The sequence below is a fragment of the Streptomyces sp. CC53 genome, from assembly GCF_001865245.1.
Classification (GTDB): Bacteria; Actinomycetota; Actinomycetes; order Streptomycetales; family Streptomycetaceae; genus Streptomyces.
This window is the reverse complement of the sequence record NZ_MKXB01000115.1, coordinates 1-5065: the sequence shown is the minus strand read 5'-3', so window position 1 is coordinate 5065 and position 5065 is coordinate 1. Positions and strand designations below refer to the sequence as shown.

The following is a 5065-nucleotide window of genomic DNA, read 5'->3' as shown; positions in this document are numbered from 1 at the left end:
GTCCGCGCCCGCCGCGCCGGCTGCCCGCGCCGCGAGCCACGCCGCGCCGGCGCAGGCCGGCGCGGCGCAGGACGCGAGCGCGCTGCGCGCCCGGGTCCGGGACGCCTTCCTCCACGTGCTGGGCGAGGACCCCGGGGACCGGCCGCTCCAGAAGCTGGGCCTGGACTCCCTCATGATCGCCGAACTGACCACCGCCCTCGAACGGGGCGGCGGGCTGACCGTCGACCCGTCCCTGCTGATGCGGGCACGGACGGCCGACGACATCGCGGCCGGACTCGCCCCCCAGGCACGACCTGCTCCCGAGCACACCCCCGCCCCCGACCGCGACGGTACCGCCGGCTCCGCCCTGAGCGCCCTGCTGCGGCCTCTGCTCGACCGTGACGGACAGCGAGGGGCGGTCCGGGCATGACCGGCGAGCCGAACGAAAGGACACCTGTGACCGAGCGCGACACCCGCATCGCCGTCATCGGCCTCGCGGTGAGGCTGCCGGGCGCCGAGGACGTGACCGACCTGACGGCCATGCTGGGCCGTGACGGCGTCGAGGTCGGCGAGGTCCCGCCGAGCCGCTGGGCCCGCCACCTCTACCTCGGCGAGGCACCGCACCGCGGCACCCACCACCGAGGCGCGTTCCTCGTCGACCCGTTCTCCTTCGACCACGGGGCCTTCGGCCTGACCGCCGAGGAGGCCGTCCTCCTCGACCCGCAGCAACGCGTCATGATGGAGGTCGGCGCGCGGGCCCTGGAGGACGCCGGGTACCTGGGCGTGCACCGCCGCCTCGACGCCGGCGTCTTCGTCGGCGCCCGGATGAACGCCTACGGGTTCGACCAGGGCCGCGGCCCGGTCGCCCCCGGCGCCCCGGCCGGCCCGGGCGGGCCCGGCCCCGCCGCCCTGTGGGGGCGGTCGCAGAACTTCATGGCGGCCTGGCTGTCCGACCGCTTCGACCTCGCCGGGCCCAGCCTCGTCGTCGACACGGCCTGCTCCTCGTCGCTGTCGGCGGTCTGGCTCGCCTGCCAGAGCCTCGCGGCCGGCAGTTGCGAACTCGCCCTCGTCGGCGCGGTCGACCTGCTCATCGACCCGCTGACCTTCGTCCTCCTCTCCCGCACCGGGGCGCTCTCCCCGGACGGCCTCTGCCACACCTTCGACAGCCGGGCCAACGGCTACGTCCCCGGCGAGGGGGCGGCCGCCCTGGTGCTCAAGCCGATGGCCGCGGCGCGCCGGGACGGCGACCTCGTCCTCGGCGCGATCAGCGGAGTCGCGGTCAACAACGACGGCCGCACGATGGGCGTCACCACCCCCAACCTGGAAGCCCAGATCGACCTGCTCGACAAGGTCTACCGGACCGTCGACCCGGCGACCGTGCAGTACGTCGAGGCGCACGGCACCGGCACCGCCATCGGCGACCCCATCGAAGTGCGGGCCCTGACCGAGGTGTTCGGGCGCCACGGCGTGCCGCGCAACTCGGTGGCGCTCGGTTCGGTCAAGCGCCGCATCGGCCACCTCCACTCCGCCTCCGGACTCGCCGGACTCGCCAAGATCATCGTGTCGCTGCGGGAGGGCACCGTGCCCGCCGTGGCCGTGGAGTCCCCCAACCCCCGCCTCAACCTGGCCGACAGCCCCTTCCACCTGCCCGAGACGGCCCGGCCCTGGCCCGACGCGCCGGTACGCCGGGCCGCCGTGAGCGGCTTCGGCTTCGGCGGCACCAACGCGCACGTCGTGGCCGAAGCCGTCCCCGCCCCCGCCGCCCCGGCACGGGCACGGATCCCCGTCCAGGTGCTGACCCTCTCCGCCGACACCCCCTACGCGCTGAGGGAACTCGCCGCGCAGTGGGTCGAGTTCCTGCCGTCCCTCGCGGACCGCCCAGGGGAGCTGGCCGACGTGTGCGCCACCGCCCGGCTCGCCAGGCCGCACCGGGCCGAGCGGCTCGCCGTCGTCGGCGAGGACGCCGAGCAGCTCACGGCCGCCCTCCGCGCCCGGCTCCTCGCCCCCGGCGGCACCGGAACGCCGCGCGCCACCGTGTCCGTACGCCCCGAAGCCGCCGCCGCGCCGCCCGCGTGGCTCACCGCACTCGACCGGTCCCTCCCCGCCGTGCACGAGGTCGTGGGCCTCTTCGAGGCGGCCACCGGCACCCCCCTCGCCGCGTTCTCCGGCGAACTGCTGCGCATCCTCTCCGGGATCGCCCTCGCCATCGCCCTGCGCGACCTCGGGCTGCCGGACGACGCCGTCGACCTCCCCCCGGGCTGGGAGGCGGTCGGCGTCTTCGTACGGGGCGGCCTGCCGCTGGAGGAGGCGCTCGGCGACGTGCTGCGACGCGACGGCGACCACGCCCCCGACGCCGGGTACCCGGACACTGCGGGCCACGACGCCGGCGGGCGCCTGGCCGGGGCGCACGACGAGCGGGCGGCCGCGACCGTGCTGGCCACGCTCGCCGCCGACCTGTACGAGGCCGGCCGGGACGTCGACTGGGGCGTACACCAGAAGACGACGGGCGGTGCGTGGAGCAAGCGGCTGCTGCCGGTCGCGCAGCCGCGCGGACGTGCCCTGGACCTGGCCGAGCCGCTCCGCTCCGCCGAGCCCGGCTCGCCCGCGGAGCTCGTGGCCGACGAGGGGCCCGCCGGGTACACGTACGCCCGGGTGTTCGGGCCGGGCGAGGTCCCCATCGCCCAGCACTCCGTGTACCGGACGCTGATGCTCCCGGGCGTGGCCTGGTTCGACTTCCTCCGTGAGGGCGCCGCCCTGCGCGGTGAGCCCTTCCACGGAGCGCTGGACGTCCTCTTCCACCGCCCCCTCATCCCCTCCGGTGCCCGCCGGGTCATCGGCCGGGTCGACGGGCAGGGCCGGTTCCGCGTCGAGGACGGGGAGAACGGCGACCTCTTCGTCACCGGCCGCCTCGCCGACGGGCCCCGCCCCGAGCCGGTGCCCCGCCTCCCCGTCGGCGCCCTGCTGGCCGACTGCGCCGGCTCCGCCGTCCACGCGGGCTCCGGCCTCTACCGGTGGCTGCGGCGGATCGGCTACCACCACGGGCGCTACTACCGGAACATCTCCTGGGTCGCGAGCCTGCCGGACGGCGGCACGCTCGCCCGGATCGAGGGCCCGCGCCAGCGGGAGCTGAACCCGCCCGGCGTCCTGCTCTTCCCCGGCCTCCTGGACAGCGTCACCGTGGCGGCCATCGACCCCGCCAACCCGGTCTTCGGCACCGCCGACGCCTCCGCGTTCATCCCGCTGTCGGTGGGCCGGCTCGACGTGCTGGCCCCGCTGGACGACGCCGCGTACGTCCGTACCGAGATCGCCTTCTGGAACGACGAGGCGTGCCGCGTCACCCAGACCGTCACCGACGAGCAGGGCACGCCGCTGCTCGTCTTCGGGGACATGGCGTCCAAGCGCGTTCCGGCCCAGGCGTTCCGCGAGGACGCCGCGCCCGGGGCCGCTCCCACCGCCGTCTCCCGCCCCGCCGGGACCGCCCCGGCCGCGGCTGCCGCCTCCCGGCCGGGCCCGGACGCGCTCGCCGCCGCCGCTGCGCACGTCCTCCCGGACACGGCCGCCTCCGGGCCGGGCCGGGGCGCCGCCGTCGCCCCGGCCGATCCGGCCGCGGGGACCGTGCCCGCTGCGGCCGTACCGCCCCTCCCGGACGGCGCCGCCGAGCCCGCCCCCGCGGCGCGGCCCACCACGGCCGTCCAGGCCGCCGTAGGTTCGCCCGCGGCCCGCGCGCTGGCCTGGTTCCTGGCCATGACGGGCACGTCCGAGGAGCACGCCGACACCGAGTTCCTCTCCGCCGGCTTCGACTCCGTCGGGCTTGTGGCACTCAGCGAGCGGATCTCCCGGGAACACGACCTGTCCCTCTACCCGACGGTCTTCTTCGAGTACCCGACACCGCGCCAGTTCGCCGAGTTCCTCACCGAGGAGGCACCGGAGCTCATCGAGCGGCTTCCCGGGCCGGTGATCCCGGACACCGCAGCGGCCCCCGAGCGCGGGACGCACCCGGCGGAGCCGGACGCCCCCGCGGCCCCGGCAGACCCGGCGCCCCCGGCCGCCACCACCCCCGGTAGGCCGTCCGGCTCCCGGCCACCGCAGCCGTCGCACCAGCAGCCGGCACCGCCGAGCGCGCCCGCTCAGGCGGCGCGGACGGCCGCCGCCCCCGGGCGGCCCCGCGCGGCGCGCGAAACCGCACCCGGCGAGGCCGCACCGGCAGCGAGGCAGCGCGACATCGCCGTCGTCGGCGCCGCGGTCAGGCTGCCCACGGCCGGAACGCTGACGGCCTTCGCCGAACTGCTCATGGAAGGCCGCGACACCGTCGGCCCCCTGCCGGAGAGCCGCCGCGCCGACGCCCCCGGCACCCTCCCGCACGCCTCCTTCCTCGACAGGGTCGACGAGTTCGACCCGGCGCCCTTCCGGATATCCGCCCGGGAGGCGCCGCTGATCGACCCCCAGGCCCGCATCGTCTACGAGACGATCTGGGAGGCCATCGAGGACGGCGGGCGCGGCGGATCCCGCGCCGCCGACGACCGCACCGGGCTGTGGATCGCGTACAGCCACGACCACTACCACGAGGAACGCGTCCGGCACGGCGTGCTCGAAGGGCGGGGCCTGGGCCTGGAGGCGATGATCGCCAACCGGCTCTCGTACCTGATGGACTGGCGCGGCCCCAGCACGGTCGTCAACACGCTGTGTTCGTCGTCGCTGGTCGCCCTGCACTCCGCGCTGCAGCACCTGCGCTCCGGCGACATCGACACGGCGGTCATCGGCGCCGTCCACGCCGGCATCAGCCCGGAGTACTTCCGGTCGATGGGGGACATGATGGCCCTCTCCCCGCGCCACCGCAGCCGAGCCTTCGACAGCACCGCCGACGGCTTCGTGCCCGGTGAGGGCGCCGTGGCGGTGGTCCTGCGGCGATGCGACGACGCACTGCGCGACGGCGACCGGATCCGGGGCGTCGTCAAGGGCGCTGCCGTGAACCACGGCGGCCGCACCACGCGCTACTCCGCGCCCAGCCCCCGCGCCCAGGCGGAGGTCATCTCGGCCGCGTTGGCGGATGCGGGGGTGTCGGTGGAGTCGATCGGTCTGGTGGAGG

Annotated in this window: 2 protein-coding genes; both read left to right on the top strand. The window is 76.5% G+C overall.

All coding sequences use genetic code 11. From position 1 onward, the window contains the following. Positions 1 to 409 (top strand): acyl carrier protein (locus BJP40_RS11365; RefSeq protein ID WP_143065932.1); only part of this gene is annotated, 409 nt, incomplete at its 5' end. Positions 410 to 435: 26 nt separating this feature from the next. Next, positions 436 to 5065, top strand: a 4630-nt coding sequence (locus BJP40_RS11360) for a beta-ketoacyl synthase N-terminal-like domain-containing protein (protein WP_079171087.1), incomplete at its 3' end; no start/stop codon positions are given.